Annotated in this window: 16 protein-coding genes; 10 read left to right on the top strand and 6 right to left on the bottom strand. The window is 68.9% G+C overall.

Annotated elements, in window-relative coordinates; genetic code table 11:
- Positions 1–271: 271 nt before the first annotated feature.
- Entirely contained in the window at positions 272–1,234 is a 963-nt protein-coding gene (gene nrdF, locus ACFO5K_RS13035) for a class 1b ribonucleoside-diphosphate reductase subunit beta (protein ID WP_378561031.1), read from the top strand.
- A gap of 64 nt (positions 1,235–1,298) precedes the next feature.
- Here the strand turns inward: nrdF and ACFO5K_RS13030 are convergent, their stop codons facing one another.
- Both ACFO5K_RS13030 and ACFO5K_RS13025 read right to left on the bottom strand, forming a co-directional pair.
- Positions 1,299–1,694, bottom strand: a complete 396-nt coding sequence (locus tag ACFO5K_RS13030; RefSeq protein ID WP_378561028.1) for a hypothetical protein — start codon at positions 1,692–1,694, stop codon at positions 1,299–1,301.
- 82 nt (positions 1,695–1,776) lie between these two features.
- A complete protein-coding gene (locus tag ACFO5K_RS13025; protein WP_378561025.1) occupies positions 1,777–2,607 on the bottom strand; it encodes a glycosyltransferase in 831 nt (276 codons plus the stop codon).
- Positions 2,608–2,635: 28 nt separating this feature from the next.
- Between ACFO5K_RS13025 and ACFO5K_RS13020 the strand changes: the two genes are divergently transcribed.
- On the top strand, positions 2,636–3,847 hold the full coding sequence (locus ACFO5K_RS13020; protein ID WP_378561022.1) for a hypothetical protein: 1,212 nt from the start codon (positions 2,636–2,638) through the stop codon (positions 3,845–3,847).
- A 20-nt stretch (positions 3,848–3,867) separates the two neighbouring features.
- On the opposite strand, the gene ACFO5K_RS13015 is transcribed toward ACFO5K_RS13020, so the two are convergent.
- The 4 genes from ACFO5K_RS13015 to ACFO5K_RS13000 all read right to left on the bottom strand — a co-directional run bounded on the left by ACFO5K_RS13015 (position 3,868) and on the right by ACFO5K_RS13000 (position 8,711).
- Positions 3,868–4,695, bottom strand: coding sequence for an alpha/beta fold hydrolase (locus tag ACFO5K_RS13015; RefSeq protein WP_378561019.1), 828 nt, complete (start codon positions 4,693–4,695; stop codon positions 3,868–3,870).
- A gap of 97 nt (positions 4,696–4,792) precedes the next feature.
- Positions 4,793–6,478 carry an outer membrane protein assembly factor BamB family protein gene (locus tag ACFO5K_RS13010; RefSeq protein WP_378561016.1) on the bottom strand — a complete coding sequence of 562 codons (1,686 nt, stop codon included), beginning with the start codon at positions 6,476–6,478 and terminating at the stop codon, positions 4,793–4,795.
- 179 nt (positions 6,479–6,657) lie between these two features.
- Positions 6,658–7,731, bottom strand: a complete 1,074-nt coding sequence (locus ACFO5K_RS13005; RefSeq protein ID WP_378561013.1) for an ABC transporter substrate-binding protein — start codon at positions 7,729–7,731, stop codon at positions 6,658–6,660.
- Positions 7,732–7,907: 176 nt separating this feature from the next.
- Positions 7,908–8,711, bottom strand: a complete 804-nt coding sequence (locus tag ACFO5K_RS13000) for a VOC family protein (RefSeq protein WP_378561010.1) — start codon at positions 8,709–8,711, stop codon at positions 7,908–7,910.
- A gap of 294 nt (positions 8,712–9,005) precedes the next feature.
- Between ACFO5K_RS13000 and ctaD the strand changes: the two genes are divergently transcribed.
- The 8 genes from ctaD (at position 9,006) to ACFO5K_RS12960 (ending at position 16,423) form a co-directional block, all read left to right on the top strand.
- Positions 9,006–10,748, top strand: coding sequence for an aa3-type cytochrome oxidase subunit I (gene ctaD / locus ACFO5K_RS12995; protein WP_378561007.1), 1,743 nt, complete (start codon positions 9,006–9,008; stop codon positions 10,746–10,748).
- Between the two features lie 82 nt (positions 10,749–10,830).
- Positions 10,831–12,060: a phosphoserine phosphatase SerB gene (gene serB, locus ACFO5K_RS12990; protein ID WP_378563787.1), complete on the top strand. Its 1,230-nt coding sequence runs from the start codon at positions 10,831–10,833 to the stop codon at positions 12,058–12,060.
- 51 nt (positions 12,061–12,111) lie between these two features.
- Positions 12,112–12,537 (top strand): protease inhibitor I42 family protein, encoded by a 426-nt coding sequence (locus ACFO5K_RS12985; protein WP_378561004.1) that lies wholly within the window; start codon positions 12,112–12,114, stop codon positions 12,535–12,537.
- Between the two features lie 64 nt (positions 12,538–12,601).
- Positions 12,602–13,405: an aminoacyl-tRNA hydrolase gene (locus ACFO5K_RS12980; protein ID WP_378561001.1), complete on the top strand. Its 804-nt coding sequence runs from the start codon at positions 12,602–12,604 to the stop codon at positions 13,403–13,405.
- A gap of 142 nt (positions 13,406–13,547) precedes the next feature.
- Complete coding sequence (locus ACFO5K_RS12975) at positions 13,548–13,703, top strand: hypothetical protein (RefSeq protein WP_378560998.1); 156 nt, start codon at positions 13,548–13,550, stop codon at positions 13,701–13,703.
- A gap of 18 nt (positions 13,704–13,721) precedes the next feature.
- Positions 13,722–14,555: an ABC transporter ATP-binding protein gene (locus tag ACFO5K_RS12970; protein WP_378560995.1), complete on the top strand. Its 834-nt coding sequence runs from the start codon at positions 13,722–13,724 to the stop codon at positions 14,553–14,555.
- 275 nt (positions 14,556–14,830) lie between these two features.
- Positions 14,831–15,637, top strand: a complete 807-nt coding sequence (locus ACFO5K_RS12965) for an NUDIX hydrolase (RefSeq protein WP_378560992.1) — start codon at positions 14,831–14,833, stop codon at positions 15,635–15,637.
- 9 nt (positions 15,638–15,646) lie between these two features.
- Positions 15,647–16,423, top strand: a complete 777-nt coding sequence (locus tag ACFO5K_RS12960) for an enoyl-CoA hydratase-related protein (protein ID WP_378560989.1) — start codon at positions 15,647–15,649, stop codon at positions 16,421–16,423.
- The last annotated feature ends 23 nt before the right edge of the window (positions 16,424–16,446 follow it).

The raw sequence follows: 16,446 nt of genomic DNA, 5'->3' as shown, positions 1-16,446 counted from the left end.
CGCGCTCACGGTTCGCGGCCGGTGGTCGCACCCATGCGCGTAATCACGGCGTGGCCGCCGCGAGGCGATGGTGGTGTGGCGGCGGTCGTGGCGCACAATGGGGGCCGAGTGCGGTCCCTGGGATCGGCCTGCAAGGCCGCTGGGAGGCATCGCGACACAAGGTGTAGTGGTGCGATTCAGTCAGCTCTACTACGAGTAGTGTTCATGGTGAATGAGCTCGTGCACGGCGGCGGGCGCGGGTCATGGTTGCGGCGAAAGGTGTGGAAGCGGAATGAAGGTCATCGATCGGGTCAGCGCCATCAACTGGAATCGGGTGCCCGATGAGAAGGACGCCGAGGTCTGGGACCGGCTCACCGGCAACTTCTGGCTGCCCGAGAAGGTGCCGGTGTCCAACGACATCCCCTCCTGGAACACGCTGACCACCGAGGAGAAGCAGCTCACCATGCGGGTCTTCACCGGCCTCACGCTGCTCGACACCATCCAGGGCACCGTCGGCGCGGTCTCGCTGATCCCCGACGCGCTGACCCCGCACGAGGAGGCGGTGTACACCAATATCGCGTTCATGGAGTCGGTGCACGCCAAGAGCTACAGCTCCATTTTCTCCACGCTGTGCTCCACCAAGGAGATCGACGAGGCGTTCCGCTGGTCGGAGGAGAACCGCAACCTGCAGCGCAAGGCCGAGATCGTGCTGTCGTACTACAACGGCGACGACCCGCTCAAGCGCAAGGTGGCCTCCACGCTGCTGGAGAGCTTCCTGTTCTACTCCGGCTTCTACCTGCCGATGCACTGGTCCTCGCGGGCCAAGCTCACCAACACCGCCGACATGATCCGGCTGATCATCCGCGACGAGGCGGTGCACGGCTACTACATCGGCTACAAGTACCAGAAGGGCCTCGAGCTGGTCTCCCAGGCCGAGCGGGACGAGCTGAAGAACTACACCTTCGAGCTGCTCTTCGAGCTCTACGACAACGAGGTGGACTACACCCAGGACCTCTACGACGAGGTCGGCCTCACCGAGGACGTCAAGAAGTTCCTGCGCTACAACGCCAACAAGGCGCTGATGAACCTCGGCTACGAGGGCCTGTTCCCGAAGGACGAGTGCGAGGTGAACCCGGCGATCCTGTCGGCGCTGTCGCCCAACGCCGACGAGAACCACGACTTCTTCTCCGGTTCGGGTTCGAGCTATGTCATCGGTAAGGCCGTCAACACCGAAGACGAAGACTGGGAGTTCTGAGTCCGGCGCGGGCGGCCACTCTGTGCGACAGGGTCGGCCGCCCTCGTCGTCACCCGGCCACGGCTCAGCGGTCCCAGGGTGCGCGCAGACCCGGATCGTCGAACGCCTCGGCCGCGTCCCGGTAGAGCTCACTGATCCGTTTCCGCACCTTGTCGCGGTCCTTCTCGGGCATATCGGCTTGGTCGAGCCGGGCCGCGGCATTGGCGACCGCGCGGAACACCCGCGTCGGCTTGCCGTCGATGATGTCGGCGACGGGGAACTTGTAGTCCTTCTCCAGCGTGGGGTCGCCGTGCGGGTCGCGATAGAGGTAGATGCTCGCGAGCTTTTTCGGATCGCCGCCCGCCCACTCCCGGGCATCGTGCTCGGCCCGGTGCCCGGTCCAATCGTGGTCACGTGGCGCCCACGGCAGGTCGAGGTCGGCGGCATTGTCGGATTCGGGGGGAACTTCACGCTTCGACATCGGTCTCTCCTTGACGCTCGCGGGTCATGGATCAGCGTCTGTCATGGTAACAACGGCACTGCTACCAGCCGTTTCGCTCAGTTCAGTGGGCGGGCGCGGCCAGCCATCCCGGTCCGAGCAGCAATGCCTCCGCCCGTGCGCGCACCAGTGAAATCTGCTCCCCCCCCCCTTCGAAGATCGACGGTCGGGTGGAGTGCTGCAGATGATGCTTGCGATAGCGCAGGGTGGGCGCGTCCACGACGACACCCGCCGCCAGCGCCGACGCCGACATCAGCAGGGCGGTGTCCTCCATGCCGCGTAGCGCGGCCCAACCGCCCGCGGCGAGCAGCAGATCGCGCCGCCACAGCACCCCGGCCGGATGCACGGGCACCCGGTAGGTGTCCGGGGTGGTGATCCAGGCGTCCACCAGGGCGCCGCGGGCGAGTGGGCCCGCCGGGAAGTCCCACGGGAAACTGCGCAATTCGCCGGATCCGAGCAGGTCGCGTGCTGGGCCCACCGCGAACCCGGCGCTCGGCTGGGTCGCGAGGGCGGCGCCGAGCGTGGCGAGTGCGTTGGGTTCGAGTTCGTCGTCGGCGTCGAGATTCTGCACCAGCGGTGCCGCGATGCGGCCCAGTGCCACATTCCGGGTCACCGCCGGGCCTTCGCGGGTTCCGTTGAACCCCAGCCGGAGCCGTGGATCGTCGGCGGCGCCGCAACCGATCAGGGTGCCCACGACCTCCGGTGACCTGGCGCCGTCGACCTGGACATACCAGCTCCAGTCCGGGTAGGTCTGCGCGCACAGTGACCGCCACGCGGCGGGCAGGAAGCGGGTGTACCCGGCGTGTACCGCCGTGAGCACCGCGATCTCCACGAGCGCCCACTCTGCCATGTCGACGTGCGCCCAATGCCTGTGGTAGTCAGTGACATTGATCATCCGGGGCAACGGCAGGCAGGGGACGTTCATGGATCACGCGTTGGTCGAATCGGTACTGGGTTCGCTGGTCGCCGCGAATTCCCGGGAACTGGAACGCGAATGCGAGCAGGTCGCGTTGCAGTACCTCGCCCAGCAGGTCGAGCCGCAGTTCGACATCGACTCCGCCGATTTCGACCGTGATCCGCGGCTCATCTGCGCCGACCGGTATTGGCATCAGCGCTTCCGCGCCGCGCCGACCCTGCACACCGCGGTGCTGTGCGCGGGGTGGATGGCCGAGCACATCGCCGCGGCGGCGCACGAACCGATCCGGGAGAAGTGGGCACTGGGTTTCGCGTTCATCACCCGCGACTCCGTCGAGTCCGCGAACGAGATCGCCGACGCCACCGCCGATGTGGTCGCCGCCGACGACAGCGGGTGCAACAAAGCCTATTTCGCCACCCTTTACCACGCGGGCAAGCTGCGGGCCGACTTCTGCTTCGACGAACTCGGCGAATTCCTCGCGTCCTCACCGCTGGCCATGGCCGCCGGGCCGCACCGGGAGTCGGTGCTGTTCACCGCGCTGCGCGCGTTCGCCGCGTTCGGCTGCCGCACCACCACCCACCAGCACGCCTGCGACCTGTTCACCCAGGTGTGGGAATCACCGGAGCGCACCTACGCGGCCACCGACGTGGTGCTGAACGGGCTGGCCGCCAGTCCCGACTTCGAGGGCCGTGGTGAATTGTTGCGGGACCGGTCCGCCGATGCTGTCGCCACCTACCCGGGTCGCGACATCCTGCACTACCGGCTCGCGACCGGACGCTGGTTGTGCGGCGAGTACGACGCCGCGATGACCGACATCGATGAGGCCCTGCGCCTGCTGCCGGCCAAGGGCTGGCGGGTGAGTCACGAACTGCTGCAAGGCCAGTACCTGGCCCGCCGCGATGCGATCGAGGCCGCCCGCGTCACCGATCGTCAAGCCCGCGCCGACCGGGAACGCGGGCAACACACCGAGCGGGAAGTCGGCCGGCTCGCCGCCGAGGTGCGCGGAACGGTCTTGCGCGCCGTCGAACTGGTCACGGTCTTCGCCGCGGTCATCGCCTTCGCCGTCGGTTCGCTCAACGTCGCACTCAACGGCAATCTCTCCCGGGCCGACCGGATATGGATCGTGGCGACCCAGGGGCTCGGCTTGCTCCTGTTCGCTTTCCTGATCCTGGGCGGCTCCTGGTTCATCGCCGACCGCCTCACCCGCCGCTCCCGGTGACCAGGCTGGGGACGTCGTGCCTACTGGGAGTTCGACCGTTCGGCGGCGGGGAGCCGCTGCAGGAACGACAGGATCGCGGCCGCGACCGGTCGGGGGTGGGTCCACCAGACACCGTGGCCCGCGGTGGTGCCGGCGATGACCGCGGAGACTCCGGCCGTTCCGGACAGAAGTTCGGTGAGGGCTGAGGCGTCGTCGGCGGTGCCGCCCGCTTCGTCGGCGTGACCGCGCAGGACCAGGGCGGGACAGTCGATTTCGGTCGCGCGGTGGGTGATCTCGTCTCGGGTGGCGAGGTTTTCCCAGGCCGCGATGGTGCGGGCGCGGTCGGGGGCGGCCAGCCATCGGCGGACCCAGTGTTCCTGGTCCTCGGGGGTACCGCCGATGAGCAGCGGGGCGAGGGCGCGGGCCTGCGGTTCGAGGGGGATGGCCGGGTCGGTCCAGGCGGCGGCCATCGCCCGGTACTGGGCGGTCTCCTCGGTGGTGTTCGCGCGGGCCATGGTGGATGCCAGGATCAGGGCGCGGGTGCGATCGGGGTAGCGCAGGGCGAAGCGCAGGCAGGTGTAGCCACCCTGGCTCATACCGCCCAGGACGGCCGGGCCGGAGATGTCGAGGTGATCGAGGACGGCGGCGATGTCATCGGCCAGGTCCCAGTAGGTGAACGGCGCCATGGGGTCTGATTCGGTCCGGCCACAACCGCGCGCGTCGACGGTGATGACGCGGAAACCCGCTGCCACGAACGCGTCTCGCGTGCGGTCGAACATGGTGGCGTCCATCAGGAAACCGTGCGACAGGACCAGCGGATCCCCGGCGCCGGTATCGGTGAAGTGGATGTCGGCATGATTGTGGTGCACAGACGTACTCGCTCACTCGAGGGGGCGGGCAGGGCCTACCTCAGATCCTCCCAAAGGTAGGACATTCGGTGGCCAGCGTAGCGTTCGGGCACGCGCCTCACGGTGCGAAACCGACCATCCGCGTGGTGGCATCGGCGTTGGCGCAGAAGACGAGTACGACGCCGGGAGCGGAGGTGACCTCGTAGGGCGAGCACGAGCGCAGCGCTGGTCCGGCGCTGCTCGGACTGAGGTCACCACGTCTCCAAGTCTGTAACTCGCCCGCCGAGATGACCACCAATTCGCTGGCGAGCAGCACTACTTCGTGGTCTCTGACGGGCGTCCGGCTGTCGGCGGGAAGCGACCGGCTCGGTCCGCCGGTTTCCGACACTACGACCGGCCCGTCGCCGGGCTCGCCGACGAGTGTTCCGGCCGACAGATCAGCGGCGATCAGTGTGAAGGACTCGGACGGGGTAGCGGTGGACAACTGTGCGGGGGAGGAGAAACGCAGGTGGCTGTGCGCGCCTGCCGCCGCGCGCCACTCGATCGAGACGACTTCGTCGACGACAGTCAACCGCGGTGCGCGGTTGGCGGGATGGGTGATCTCACGCTCGGTGCGCACCGAGCCGGTGGCCGGGTCGAAAGCGACGATCGTGGTCCGGGTCGACAGGGAGCCATTGCACATCGATACCTGGTAGATCGCGCGTGTGGTGACGGCGATCTTCGGAGCCATGTCACGGCACGATTCGTCGGTGGGTGAGGACCACATCTGTTGCCCGGTGCGGGCGTCGTAGCGGACGAAGCTGGGCCCCGTCTCCCGGATGAGCAGGGGCTGCGGGTGGGTGTTGAAGTCGCCGAACGGTTTCTGCGGACCGGCGTCGGCACTGAACTGCGCATCGGACCACAGCTTCTCCCCGGTCGAGGCATCGAAGGCCAGCCAGCCCCAGTTGTTCCAGTAGCTGACAACAACGTTCTCGGACGGAATGGACTGCAGGTACCGGGGGTTGTGCCGGACACCGTGCGTGGCGGCTTCCGGACGCAGATGGTGCCAGCGTGGGGCGCCGGTGGCTCCGTCGTAGGCGGTGAGACCTTCGATCGATCCGACGATGAAACCGTTTCCGCCGACGACGACGGCGGCCGCGGTGAGATCGACACGGAACTTTTCGGTGCCCAGGCTCTCCGGAACCGGCGCGATGGCTGTCGCCGATGCCGTGCGGTGGTCGCTGAAGCGGCTGTCGTCGCCGGCTCGCAACGCGAATCCGGTGGCGAGGGCGCAGACGAGAACGCCGACCGCGGCGCAGGTGGCACCGGTGCGCGCCGACAGCGCACCGAGTGCCGGGGGAGCGCAGGTTACGGCCAGGGCGAACGCGGAGCCGACGATCACCAGGTACCAGGCCGCCACCGCCGTCGGCAGTTCGGGATAGGCCGTATAGCTGCCGAATACCCGCTCTACCGTGGCTCGTATCCCGAGGTCGACGGTGACGAGGATTTCGATGCCGAGCACCGCGACCATGATGACGGGAAACGGATTGCCGATGCCCGCGGCGCGCAGGCTCACCGACCAACGCAAGGTAGCTGCCAGAATCAGCAGCGCCGCGGTACCGATCACGACGCCGAACAGGCCGAGCTGTTTGCCGGTGAGGTCCTCGGAAGCGATATGCGGTGCGAAGGGGTTGCCCGCGGCGAAAACAAGACTGTAGACAGCGAGCCCGATACCGCCGACCAGCAAAGCACCGCCCAGGATCGCAGCGGCCGCGAGCTGACGCGAAAAACCCTGCGGCCGTACCGAAGACGTGGTGTTGTTCATCGAGCTCTCCCCAGATCGTGCGGGACTGAGGATAACGGGTCAGCGCCAGTGGAGCCCGGTGAGATTCGGTCGGTGACACAGCCGTGGCAGCTATGGGCCAGGGTGGCGTCGTGTCAGCGCGGTGGCGCATCGCCAGGTGAGCAACCGCCTCCGCCGCGCCGGAGACCGGCCTGGAGTGGTCAGTCGGTGACGTACCCGTTGAGGCTGTCGGCCAGGTCGGTGAGAACGGCTCGGGCGGCGGTGAGGCCGGTGGTGTGCCAGATCTTGTCGTCCACCGCGAAGACCCGGCGGTCGCCGGCGGCGCCCAGTTCTTCGAATTCCTCGGAGCGCAGCACCTGTTTGCCGTGGGCTTCACCGTCGGGGCCGGCGAACATCACGTAAATGATGTCGCCCTCGGCCTCGGTGGCGAAATCCTCGGCGGTGATGTCGAACGACGGGCCGCGCTGAGCCTGCGGGCGTTGCACACCGACATCGGAAAGGATCTGGGCGGCAAAGGTTTCCGAACCCTGCACCTGGACGGTGTCGGCGGTGAAACGCAGGATCGAGGCCTGGGACTGGGCCGCGTTGATGGCCTTGCCGAGGTCACGGGCATCGGTGAGGTAGGACCGCAGGGCGGTCTCGGCCGCACCGTTGCGGCCCATGCCCGCGGCGTAGGCGGCGAAATCGGACTGCCAGCTGTCGCCGTCGCCGATCAGGACGGTGGGGGCGATCTCGCTCAGCGCCGAATAACCGCCCGCGGCCGGGGCGATGTCGCCGAGAATCAGGTCCGGCTTCAGTTCCGCGATGCGCGCCGGGTCGGGTCGGCCGACCGGGCCGACGCTGGGCACGTCGAGCACGCCGTAACCGAGGTACATCGGCTGCGGGCGCTCACCGTCGAGCGTGACCGCACCGGCCACGCGCTCCCACAGGCCGAGGGCGCACGCGGCGTCGAGCGCCGAACTGGTGAGCACCACGATGCGCTGCGGGTCGGCGGGCACCTGGGACACGCCGGCGGTGTGGGTGACCGCGCGGGTCGAGCCGGACGCCGGATCGGGCGCGCTCGGCAGCGGGCAGGCGGTGGTGGTGTCGCGATCGGCGCCGACCACACCCGCGCCCGCGATATTGGTGGTGGTGCGCACGATCGTGCTCGCGTCGTCGTGTGTGTCCGCGCACCCCGCCGTCACCGCGGCCGCGCACAGCAGCGCGACCGCGGCGATGGTGCCGCGCGAACGGGCACGGTGGAATCGGGTGCGTACAAGGGCGCTCACCGGCATGCGCACGAGGGTACTGGGATGCGGGCGCCGGAAGTTCGCGACCCCAGCGCCCTGCGCGTACGACCGCGCTCGCCGCGCACCGGCCGGCTCGGCGAACCCGCAACTCGGGGCAGGCGGGAGCGTGGGGCGGGCGGGAGCCGATCCACCGGATGCGACACGCGACCGCCCCCGGGACGTTATCCGGCTGTCCCGCCGATGCTGAAGTGGGCGCCCGTCGGATCCGCCAGACCCGCCACGCGGCCATACGGCGTGTCCATCGGCTCGAGGACCATGCGCCCACCGAGGGAGACGGCCGCGGCTGCCGTCTTGTCCACGTCGTCGCTGCCGAAGTAGATCGACCACGCACCCGGGACGCCCTCGGCCAGTTCCTCGTGGGCCGCCAGCACGCCGCCGAGCATGGGGGAGGTGGCGTGCAGGGTGGTGTAGCGGAACTCGCCGGTGTCGGCGACGGTGAAGGTGTCGTGCCAGCCGAAGACCTCGCGGTAGAAGCTCAGCGATGCGTCGTAGGCGGGCGTGGTGAGCTCGAACCACGACGGCAGGCCCGCGGCATCGCGCCACACCCCGTCGGCGACGGTGCCGATGGCGCCGAAACCGGGGAAGGGCCCGGCCTGCCAGACGCCGACGCCGATGCCGCCCACATCGGCCAGCATCGCCATCGTTCCCGTCCCGGGGATCTCCATCGGCTCGACGAACACCTGACCGCCCGCCGCCCGCGCCGCGGCCGTGGTCGCCGCCGCGTCGGCGGAGTTCAGGTAGACGCTCCAGCGGTCGGGGTACGGATCGTCCGCGTCTTCGCGCCGGCTCATCGCGCCCGCGACGGCGGCGCCGTCCTTGCTGAAGGTGGTGTACCCACCGAATTCCGGGCCGCCGCGTTCGGCGGTCCAGCCGAACAGTTCGCCGTAGAAGGCGACGGCGCGGTCGAGATCGCGGGTGTAGAGGTCGGCCCAGGTGGGGTCACCGGGCTGGGGTGTGAAGGACATGACGACTCCTCTTTCGAAGGGATGGCTCGACAGCGACGGTGTCAGGAGCGCGCACCGTTGGTAGTCCAGACGCGCCGGAGCGCCAGAAGTCATCGCGCCCAACCGTTGCACCCGTCCGACCTGCGGGGAAAGATGACGGCTGTCGTCTACGGCGCGCCGAATACGACACAGAGTAGGACCCGCGCGGAATGCTGCGGCAGCACGGTTTACGATTCTCACCAACGCATGTCTGCTGCACTTCATCGAGGCGCGGTCGGCTCTGCGAGTGACGTACAGGCATCTTCAGGAGGATCAGTGACTGCGGTAGAGCCCAGGCCAGTCCCTCAGTTGGAAGCGACTCGACCGTATCCGGCTCGGACCGGGCCGAAGGGCTCGTTCCTCTACAAGGCGGTCACCACCACCGACCCCAAGGTGCTCGGCACCATGTACCTGGTGACGGCGACCAGCTTCTTCATGATCGGCGGCCTCATGGCGCTGCTCATGCGTGGCGAGCTCGCCCGTCCGGGTCTGCAGTTCCTCTCGCCCGAACAGTTCAACCAGCTGTTCACCATGCACGGCACGATCATGCTGCTGTTCTACGCGACCGCGATCGTGTTCGGCTTCGCCAACATCATCCTGCCGCTGCAGATCGGCGCCCCCGACGTCGCCTTCCCGCGACTGAACGCGTTCAGCTACTGGCTGTACCTGTTCGGCGCCTCGATGGCGACCGCGGGCTTCGTGACCCCCGGTGGCGCCGCGGACTTCGGCTGGACGGCCTACGTGCCGCTCACCGACATCCTGCACTCGCCCGGTGTCGGCACCGACCTGTGGATCCTGGGTCTGGCCGTCTCCGGTCTGGGCACCATCCTCGGTGGTGTCAACATGCTCACCACCGTGGTCTGCCTGCGCGCACCCGGTATGACGATGTTCCGCATGCCGATCTTCACCTGGAACATCGCGGTGACCTCGGTGCTCGTGCTGCTGGCCTTCCCGCTGCTCACCGCGGCCCTGTTCGGCCTGGCCTACGACCGCCACCTGGGTGGCCACATCTACGACCCGGCCACCGGCGGCATCCTGCTCTACCAGCACCTGTTCTGGTTCTTCGGCCACCCCGAGGTCTACATCATCGCGCTGCCGTTCTTCGGCATCGTGTCCGAGATCTTCCCGGTGTTCAGCCGTAAGCCGATCTTCGGCTACACAACGCTGGTCTACGCGACCCTCGGTATCGCCGCGCTGTCCATCGCCGTGTGGGCCCACCACATGTACGCCACCGGCGCCGTGCTGCTGCCGTACTTCTCCTTCATGACCTTCCTCATCGCGGTCCCGACCGGTGTGAAGTTCTTCAACTGGATCGGCACCATGTGGAAGGGGCAGTTGACCTTCGAATCACCGATGCTGTGGTCGATCGGCTTCCTGGTGACCTTCCTCTTCGGCGGTCTGTCGGGTGTCATCCTGGCCTCGCCGCCGCTGGACTTCCACGTCACCGACTCGTACTTCGTCGTCGCGCACTTCCACTACGTGCTCTTCGGCACCATCGTGTTCGCCACCTTCGCCGGTATCTACTTCTGGTTCCCGAAGATCACCGGCCGCATGATGGACGAGCGGCTCGCGAAGTGGCACTTCTGGGCCACCTTCATCGGCTTCCACACCACCTTCCTGGTGCAGCACTGGCTGGGCGCCGAGGGCATGCCGCGTCGCTACGCCGACTACCTGCCCAGCGACGGTTTCACCACGCTGAACACCATCTCCACCATCGGCGCGTTCATCCTCGGCGCCTCGATGCTGCCGTTCGTGTGGAACACCTTCAAGAGCTACCGCTACGGCGAGGTCGTCACGGTCGACGACCCGTGGGGTTACGGCAACTCCCTCGAGTGGGCCACCTCCTGCCCGCCGCCGCGGCACAACTTCTACGAGCTGCCGCGCATCCGTTCGGAGCGCCCGGCCTTCGAGCTGCACTACCCGCACATGGTCGAGCGTATGAAGGCCGAAGCGCACGTGGGCTGGGGCTCGGGCAAGCACAACGCCCACGCCGACGAACCCGTGCTGACCAAGAAGTAAGGAACCACCGAACGACCAGGGTGTGCACCTGCTGGGTGACCAGCAGGTGCACACTCTTTTTGTGGGTATACGAACGGAGCAGATCGACTTGGCCGACACCACAGTTCTCGTGACCGTCACCGGCCCCGACCGACCGGGCGTCACCTCCGTGCTGCTGGCGGCGTTGTCCCGGCACCAGGTGAGCCTGCTCGACGTGGAACAGGTGGTCATCAGGGGCCGCCTCACCCTCGGGGTGCTGGTGTCGTGCCCCAACGACCCCGAGGCGTTGCAGGACGAGCTCGAAGAGGCGATGAACACCGTCGGCATGCAGGTCGACGTGTCGGTCGACGCGCAGATCGGCAAGCCGCCGATGCCGACGCACGCCGTGGTGGTGCTCGGCGCCCCCGTCACCGCGCACGCCTTCAGCGCCATCTCGCGGCTGCTCGCCGGGCTCGGCGCCAACATCGACACCATTCGCGGCATCGCCGACTACCCGGTGACCGGCATGGAGCTGCTGGTGTCGGCCGCCGACGCCGGGGCCGACACCGATGCGCGGCTGCGTACCGCGCTGGCCGATGTGGCCGTCGCCGAACAGGTCGACATCGCCGTGGAGCGGGCGGGGCTGGCTCGCCGTGCCAAGCGGCTCATCGTGTTCGACGTGGACTCCACCCTGATCCAGGGTGAGGTCATCGAGATGCTGGCCGCCCACGCCGGTGTCGAGGAACAGGTCCGTGAGGTCACCGAGGCCGCCATGCGCGGCGAGCTCGATTTCGCCGAATCGCTGCGCCAGCGCGTCGCCACCCTCGAGGGACTCGACGAGTCGGTGATCGACGAGGTCGCCGAGCGCATCGAGCTCACTCCGGGCGCGCGCACCACGATCCGCACCCTGCGCAGGCTCGGTTTCCGCTGCGGTGTGGTCTCGGGCGGTTTCCGGCAGGTGATCGAGCCGCTCGCGCACGAGCTGGAACTGGATTTCGTGCAGGCCAACACCCTCGAGATCGTCGACGGCAAGCTCACCGGCCGGGTGCTCGGCGAGATCGTCGACCGGGCGTTCAAGGCGACCGCGCTGCGCAAGTTCGCCGCCGAGGCGGGCGTGCCGATGGAACAGACGGTGGCCGTCGGCGACGGCGCCAACGACATCGACATGCTCAACGCGGCCGGGCTGGGCGTGGCGTTCAATGCCAAGCCCGCCTTGCGTGAGGTGGCCGATACGGCGCTGTCGCATCCGTACCTGGACGCGGTGTTGTTCATCCTCGGCGTCACCCGTGACGAGGTGGAAGCCGCCGACGCCCGCGACGGTGGGGTGCGCCGCGTGCCGCTGCTCGGCCGCTGACCCGACGGGTAATCTCGCGCGCAGGACGAACTTCGGCGTTGGGAGATTTCCGTGCGCAAGTTTCTGCTCGTCGGGCTCGCCGTGGCCGGTCTGGCCGCCGGTTGCGGTGACGACGAACCGGCCCCCGACCGGGTCACCTCGACGACCCTGACTCTGCCCGACCCCACGCCCGCGTCCACGGAGCCGCCGGTGACCGTGGACCAGTCGGCCGGCGGTGGTTCGGTCGAGTTGAAGGTCGGTCAGCAACTGCGGGTGCGGTTGCCGCGGGATCCCGCGTCGAACCGGGAATGGGAACCGGTGAATCTCGACGACGGGATACTCGTCGTGGGCAAACCCGAGGCCGACGACGCGACGACGGTATGGCCGTTGCGCGCGGTCGCGCCGGGCACGACCACGGTCGAATTCGCCTACGGTCGGTCCGTGGAACCGCCGGTGGAACCGCAGTCCACCTTCTTGCTGGAGGTGCGGGTCTCCTAGCGTGAGACCGGCCGGTCGGCTCGCTAGGCTGGTTCGCATTGGCGTCGATCGAATCGGGTGTGGTGTGAGCAGCGCGGAACCGGGCAGCGTGGAAACCGAGGCGGACAGCCGCGACGAGGCGGCCGAGTTCGCCCGGCGCGGTGCTCAATTCGCGCTGCTGCATGCCGAGTTGGCACGCGGGTACGGCGGCAGCGGCGATCCCGACGACCCGGCGATGGTGCAGGCCATGCAGATGGTGCTGCACATTCCGAAAGTCGATCCACCCGCCCGCAGTGCGCTGCTCGCGGCCGCCGCGAGCGCGGCTGTCGCGGTGTGCCTGGACCCGCGTTCGGGGCCGGGCGGGGAGTGGGAATCGCGGTACCTGGCGTGGAAGCGGTCCCGGATCCGGAAGGTGGCCCGGCGGGCGCGCGGCGCGCAGTGGGTCGCGGCCACCGAGGTCGACGGAGTCACCGTGGCGGTCGACGGCGCGCAGGCCCGCGCCTTCGTGCCCGGCCCGGTCGGCGAGATCGATCAGCGCATCCGCCGGCTGCAGATCGGCGGCACCGACCTCGCGCACGACGAACCGCCGGAACCGGACCCGCGTTGCCCGGTGTTGTGGGTGAACTCGGGGCTGGAGATGTCGGTCGGCAAGGCGGCCGCCCAGGTGGGGCACGCGAGCATGCTGCTGGCCGGTGCGTTGCCGGTGGCCGTCGCCGCGGCCTGGGCCGAACGTGAATTCCGGTGCGCGGTACGCGATGCCGACGACAAGCAGTGGGCGCGGTTGTCGGCCGAGGTCACCGCGGGACGCGCGGTGGCGGTGCGCGACGCCGGTTTCACCGAGGTGGCGCCCGGTTCGATGACGGTGATCGCGGTACCCGCCCAGTCCTGAGGCTTTCGACACGCGCGGGCCGAATTCGACAGTTCGGTTGCGGTTTTCGCGACGCGCGTCCCGGCCGGGGTATGCCGACGTCGCCAACGGGTATACGTAACCGAGTCCGTGACCGCATCGAGGCGCAGGAGGTTCCGAGGTGATGACGACGATAGTGGTGATCCTGATCGTCTGGCTCGCGGTGTCGGTACCGGTGTCGGTGCTGGCCGCGCGGATGCTGCGCAGCGATGTGGGACCCGCGCGGACACCGCCGCCACCCGGGTCCGCCGAATCGGACCCGGGCCGGTCGTTCCGCTGAGCGCCCATGTGGGCCAAGATGGAGCGCGTGTCGCAACCCGATCCCGATCTGCTCATCGACTTCTCCGACGTCACCATCCGCCGCTCGGGCCGAACGCTCGTCGGCCCGGTCAGTTGGCAGGTCGAGCTCGACGAACGCTGGGTGGTCCTCGGCCCCAACGGTGCCGGTAAGACCTCGCTGCTGAGAATGGCCGCCGCGGAGGTGCACCCCACCTCCGGCACGGCGAACCTGTTGGGCGAGACCCTCGGTCGTGTCGACGTCGCCGAACTGCGTCCGCGCATCGGCCTGTCCTCGGCGGCGGTGGCCAGCCGCATCCCGGTCGACGAGAAGGTCAGCGACCTGGTGGTGTCGGCCGGTTACGCCGTGCTGGGTCGCTGGCGGGAACGCTACGACGACATCGACACCGAACGTGCCGTCGACATGCTGGAAACCCTGGGCGCCGAACACCTTTCCGACCGCACCTACGGCACCCTGTCCGAAGGCGAACGCAAGCGAGTCCTCATCGCCCGCGCGCTGATGACCGACCCGGAACTGCTGCTGCTCGACGAACCCGCCGCCGGCCTCGACCTGGGCGGCCGCGAAGAACTCGTGGAGCGACTGGGCGACCTGGCCGCCGACCCCGACGCTCCCGCCATGGTCCTGGTCACCCACCACGTGGAGGAGATCCCACCCGGCTTCACCCACGCCCTGCTGCTCAAGGAGGGTGCGGTGGTGGGTCAGGGTCTGCTCGAGGACGTGCTCACCGCCGAGAACCTGAGCGCTGCGTTCAGTCAGTCCATCGCGTTGGACCGGGTCGACGGCCGCTGGTTCGCCCGGCGCGCACGCCGCTCGGGTCAGCACCGCCGCGCCTGAGGGTCGGGTCAGCGCCGCCGCGCTGAGAGCCGCGTGGCATGGCCGTGCCTGTTTCCGCGGAGCCGGTGTGAGCCTCCAACCGGGACAGGGAGGGCCCACAACCGAGTCGGGAGTGGGGCGTGGGCAGACCCCCTCCCCAGTGAACCAAGCAACAGTTAGGGTGCGTAAGGATCGGGACATCGGCCGCGGCGAATGGCGCGAGACCGGGCGATCCTCGCATCGACCCGCACCGGTGTGCTGGTCAGGCGGCTATCCGGTGGTGGAGAGGAACGACTATGAGCGAGTCCGTGGTCCGGGCGCGAGACGCCTCGACGGTGATGCTGGTGCGTGACGGTGCGACCGGTATCGAGGTGTTCCTGCAGCGCCGGGTGAGCGGGATGGCCTTCGCTGCGGGGGTGACCGTGTTCCCCGGCGGTGGTGTCGACGCCGCCGACGGCGTTGCCGACATCGCCTGGTCCGGGCCCGAACCCGGGTGGTGGGCCGAGCGCTTCGCGACCGACGAGCAATCCGCCCAGGCACTGGTCGCCGCGGCCGTGCGCGAGACGTTCGAGGAATGCGGGGTGTTGCTCGCCGGTCCGACCGCCGACACCGTCGTCTGCGACTCGACGACCTATCGCGACGCCAGAGGCCGGCTCGAGCGGCGCGAACTGTCATTGGCCGAGTTCCTGGCGGCCGAGGGGCTCGTGCTGCGCGCCGATCTGCTGCGGCCCTGGTCGAACTGGATCACCCCCGAATCCGAACCCCGCCGCTACGACACCCGGTTCTTCGTCGCCCTGCTGCCGCAGGGCCAGATCGCCGACGGCGCCACCTCCGAGGCCGCGAACGTGGCGTGGCGCACGCCTCAGGACGCACTGGCGAGCTGGCGCGCGGGCGAGCACGTGCTGATGCCGCCCACCTGGTCGCAGCTCGACGCGCTGTGCGGATTCGCCGACACCGCCGCGGTGCTGGCCGCCGAACCGGCGATCGAGCCGATCATGCCCAGGTACTCCGCGGGCACCGACGGCACACCGCTGTCGGACTTCCCCGCCTACGACCGGTATTTCGCGCAACTCCCGCAGCAGGCCGGTTTCGGCGGCCGGTAGGTTTGCCGCATGGCCGAATTCGTTGCACTCGAGCTGCCCGCTGAGCCGACCGCGCGTGGCGTCGCGCTGCTGCGCATCGACCGCGCGCCGCTCAACCTCGTCGACAGCCAGCTGGCCAGGGAGATCGCCGCCGCGGCCGACACGGTGGCCCGCCATCCCGGGGTGGCCGCGCTGATCGTCTACGGCGACGAGCGGGTGTTCAGCGCCGGCGACGAAATGGCCGAACTGGCCGAACTCGACGCCGGTCAGGCCGCGGCGCTGGCCGCGGATCTGCAGGCCGCCCTCGGCTGTCTCACCCGGGTGCCCCAGCCAACGGTCGCCGCGATCACCGGCTACTGCCTCGGCGCCGGGCTCGAGTTGGCATTGGGCGCCGATCACCGCATCGTCGGTGACAACGTGAAGCTCGGTCTGCCCCAGATCAAGGCGGGCCTGATCCCGCTGTCGGGCATCCGCAGGCTCTCGCTGCTGATCGGTGCCGGCCACGCCAAGGACCTGGTCTACACCGGCCGTTTCGTCGACGCCGAAGAGGCGGCGAAGCTGGGTCTGGTCGACGAGGTCGTCGCCCCGGACGACGTGCTCACCGCCGCGCGCCGCTGGGCCGAACAGTTCGTCAGCGCCGCTCCCCGCGCTCTCGCCGCCGCCAAAGCGGTCTTCGAAGCGGGGCCGCACGGGCATTCCACCGCCGTCACCGAATGGTCGGCGCTGTTCGACACCGATGACGCCCGAATCGGTACCCGTGCCTTCGCGGCCGAGGGTCCGAACAGCGCCGTTTTCACCGGTCGGTGAACGAAGCGCCGCACGCCTGAATT

Source organism: Nocardia halotolerans, from assembly GCF_042650145.1.
GTDB lineage: Bacteria > Actinomycetota > Actinomycetes > Mycobacteriales > Mycobacteriaceae > Nocardia > Nocardia halotolerans.
The sequence above is the reverse complement of the archived record's forward strand: the minus strand, read 5'-3'. Positions and strand labels throughout refer to the sequence as shown.

Bases quoted from the DNA above. Each gene is read 5' to 3' on its own strand.
- nrdF (WP_378561031.1), top strand. From the start codon at position 272: ATGAAGGTCATCGATCGGGTCAGCGCCATCAACTGGAATCGGGTGCCC.
- ACFO5K_RS13030 (WP_378561028.1), bottom strand. From the start codon at position 1,694: ATGTCGAAGCGTGAAGTTCCCCCCGAATCCGACAATGCCGCCGACCTC.
- ACFO5K_RS13025 (WP_378561025.1), bottom strand. From the start codon at position 2,607: ATGATCAATGTCACTGACTACCACAGGCATTGGGCGCACGTCGACATG.
- ACFO5K_RS13020 (WP_378561022.1), top strand. From the start codon at position 2,636: ATGGATCACGCGTTGGTCGAATCGGTACTGGGTTCGCTGGTCGCCGCG.
- ACFO5K_RS13010 (WP_378561016.1), bottom strand. From the start codon at position 6,478: ATGAACAACACCACGTCTTCGGTACGGCCGCAGGGTTTTTCGCGTCAG.
- ACFO5K_RS13005 (WP_378561013.1), bottom strand. From the start codon at position 7,731: ATGCCGGTGAGCGCCCTTGTACGCACCCGATTCCACCGTGCCCGTTCG.
- ACFO5K_RS13000 (WP_378561010.1), bottom strand. From the start codon at position 8,711: ATGTCCTTCACACCCCAGCCCGGTGACCCCACCTGGGCCGACCTCTAC.
- ACFO5K_RS12975 (WP_378560998.1), top strand. From the start codon at position 13,548: ATGACGACGATAGTGGTGATCCTGATCGTCTGGCTCGCGGTGTCGGTA.
- ACFO5K_RS12970 (WP_378560995.1), top strand. From the start codon at position 13,722: ATGGAGCGCGTGTCGCAACCCGATCCCGATCTGCTCATCGACTTCTCC.
- ACFO5K_RS12965 (WP_378560992.1), top strand. From the start codon at position 14,831: ATGAGCGAGTCCGTGGTCCGGGCGCGAGACGCCTCGACGGTGATGCTG.
- ACFO5K_RS12960 (WP_378560989.1), top strand. From the start codon at position 15,647: ATGGCCGAATTCGTTGCACTCGAGCTGCCCGCTGAGCCGACCGCGCGT.